Origin of the sequence: Mesorhizobium sp. M7A.F.Ca.AU.001.01.1.1, from assembly GCF_004022735.1 — a bacterium.
Lineage (GTDB): Bacteria > Pseudomonadota > Alphaproteobacteria > Rhizobiales > Rhizobiaceae > Mesorhizobium > Mesorhizobium ciceri.
In genome coordinates this window covers 1-2,270 of the sequence record NZ_RZPF01000893.1, presented here as the reverse complement: position 1 = coordinate 2,270, position 2,270 = coordinate 1, and the positions used below count along the sequence as shown (strand labels likewise).

General features: G+C 64.4%; 2 protein-coding genes and 1 pseudogene. 2 read left to right on the top strand and 1 reads right to left on the bottom strand.

Annotated elements, in window-relative coordinates; translation table 11 throughout:
• On the top strand, positions 1 to 556 hold a 556-nt coding region (locus EN884_RS33550), incomplete at its 5' end, for an ATP-binding cassette domain-containing protein (RefSeq protein ID WP_164895333.1).
• Complete coding sequence (locus EN884_RS33545) at positions 553 to 1,602, top strand: ABC transporter permease (RefSeq protein WP_127224390.1); 1,050 nt, start codon at positions 553 to 555, stop codon at positions 1,600 to 1,602. The genes EN884_RS33550 and EN884_RS33545, both read left to right, overlap by 4 nt.
• Before the next feature lie 147 nt (positions 1,603 to 1,749).
• Here the strand turns inward: EN884_RS33545 and EN884_RS33540 are convergent.
• Positions 1,750 to 2,270: pseudogene (locus EN884_RS33540) on the bottom strand (ATP-dependent DNA helicase); the annotation flags it as partial.

The window sequence follows — 2,270 nt, the reverse complement described above, 5'->3', positions numbered from 1 at the left end:
CATCGAGACGGTGTTCCAGGACCGGGCGCTGGCCGTGCAGCAGACCATCGTTCGCAACATCTTCATGGGCCGCGAGCTGACCGGCTTCATGGGCTTTCTCAGGGTCAACAAGGAGATCGAGGAGGCAAGCCGGCTGATGCGCGAGATCGGCTTCACCTCGAAAGTGTTCACGCCGCAGTCGATCGTCGGCCAGCTTTCGGGCGGCGAACGCCAGGGCGTGGCGATCGCCCGCGCCATCTACAAGCAGGCCGAGCTGATCGTCCTCGACGAACCGACGACGGCGCTGTCGCTGACCGAGACCGCCAAGGTGTTCCATTTCGTGCGCCAGGTGCGGGCGAGCGGCCGCTCGATCCTGTTCATCGGCCACAACATCCATCATGTCTTCGACATCGCCGACCGCTTCGTGGTGCTGGACCGCGGCAAGGTTGCACTGACGACCGACCGCAGCGAGGTCAAGTCGGCCGAAGATCTCATCAACTTCATGGAAGAGGTCGCGCATCCCGGCGGATTGGCCGGGCTGCACGATGCCGGCGACGCGGAGCAGAGAGCACGATGAGCAAGACCATGGAGCCCAACCTGCACGAGCCGTCCGCCGGCATTCCCCGTCCCAGTTCTCAAAAGGAATGGAGGCACCCATCCGATCACTGGATGCGCGGCTTCATCCTCGACAACCGTGCCGCGCTCGGCACGCTCGCCGTGTTCATCGTCATGATGACGGTGTTCCTGATCGCCAACCCGACCGTTTTCACCACCTGGTATCTCTACCGTTCGGTGCTGACGACGCTCCCCGTTGCGCTGTTCGTGGTGGTGCCGCTGGTCTTCGTCGTCACCTGCGGCGAGATCGACCTGTCGTTTCCGGCAACGATGGGCTTCGCCTCATGGGTCTTCGCGCTGGTCGTGCAGGCCGGCTACGATCCGTTTCTCGGCATCGCCGCGGCACTCGTCACCGGCATGCTGCTCGGCTTCCTGGTAGGCTCGCTGGTCGTCTATGGCGGGCTGTCGTCGTTGATCGCCACGCTGGGCATGAATTTCCTGCTGCGCGGCCTGATCCAGATCATCAACGAGGGCAAGTCGATGGCGCTGACCAGCCTCAGCGACAGCTGGGCCTACACGATCTTCTCCAGCCAGGTCCTGGGCGTTCCGGTGCAGATCTTCTGGGCCATCGGCTTCGTCGTGCTGTCGGCGATGCTCTACAACCGGCACCGCTTCGGCGCGCAGGTGAGGGTGGTCGGCGACAATCCAGACAGCGCCCAGCAGATGGGCATCGACGTCAAGCGTGTGCGGGTGAAAGTGTTCGTCTTCGTCGGCATCGGCGCGGCCATCGCCGGCACCTTCTCGGTGATGATCAACTTCACCTGGTGGCCGACCGCCGGCGACGGCTATCTCCTGCCGGTGCTGGCCTCGGTGTTCGTCGGCGGCACGCCGACCTGGGGCGGCATCGGCACCGTCGTCGGCGGCGCCATCGGCGCGGTTACCGTGTCCTTCATCCAGATCGGCGTCGTGGCGGCGGGATTAAGCGGTTTCTATGTGCAGTTCTTCAACGGGCTGATCATCATCCTGTCGCTGCTGGGGCACAAATGGAATCAGGCGCGGTATCGGTGAGGGGCTGTTTCGTTGGCGGACCGCATGCCTTGACGATTGGCGTAGACATCAATCACTTCGTCATCCACGGGTCTGCGCCGCGTCGCTACCCTCCTTGCTTCGCCCGTGGATGACGAAGGTGAGGCTTCCGCGGGGAAAACGCCATCTTCACACCGCGGCGACAAACCCGTCCAGCACGCGTTTCTGGCCGGCTTTGTCGAAGTCGATGGTCAGCTTGTTGCCTTCGATGGCCGAGATGTTGCCGTTGCCGAATTTCTGGTGGAAGACACGGTCGCCGACGTTGAAGGCGGACGGCTTGTCGGAGACGGATTTGGCGACCAGTTCGCCGTCGATGGTGCGGCCCTTGACCGAGGTGCGGCCGGCGCCGTAGCCGCTGTCCGTCTCGCCGTAGCCGATGCGCTCGACCTGGTGGCCGGAGCGCGAACCCCAGTTGCGGTCGGTCGCCTCGGTGCGGTTGGCCTGCGCCCGCTGCCAGCCCGGCGTCGCATAGGTGTTGGAGAAGGCGCCGGATTTTTCGCTGTCGGCGCCGACATTGTCGAAGCGCGAGGCGCCATAGGGGTTCTGCCGTCCTGCGCCCTGGCCGCCGCGGCCGGAGGCAAAGGAACCGCCGCCATAGGAATTGCCGTAGCCGCCGTAGGAGTTGCCGCTTTCAGCGACCTCGACATGGG

Coding starts and splice junctions, on each gene's coding strand:
- EN884_RS33545 (WP_127224390.1), top strand. CDS start 553: ATGAGCAAGACCATGGAGCCCAACCTGCACGAGCCGTCCGCCGGCATT.